Source organism: Duganella hordei (genome assembly GCF_040369125.1).
GTDB classification, from domain to species: domain Bacteria; phylum Pseudomonadota; class Gammaproteobacteria; order Burkholderiales; family Burkholderiaceae_D; genus Rugamonas; species Rugamonas hordei.
Genome location: NZ_BPWI01000068.1, coordinates 1 through 223 on the forward strand (window position 1 = coordinate 1; position 223 = coordinate 223).

1 rRNA gene is annotated in these 223 nt (G+C 53.8%); it reads right to left on the bottom strand.

The annotated features are described in order from the left end of the window. Nucleotides 1-223, bottom strand: a 23S ribosomal RNA gene (locus ABWW33_RS33065); the annotation flags it as partial.

Consider the following 223-nt stretch of genomic DNA (forward strand, 5'->3'; position numbering starts at 1 on the left):
ACCTGTGTCGGTTTGCGGTACGGTCTCGTATGACTGAAGCTTAGAGGCTTTTCTTGGAACCACTTCCGATTGCTTCAGCACCTAAGTGCCTCGTCCCAGTCCCTTGAATCCTGCGCCCGGATTTGCCTAAGCGCCTTCTATGAACCAGAAACTGCCTATTCCAACAGGCAGACAACCTTCCGCGATCCGTCCCCCCATCGCATCATACGACGGTGCAGGAATA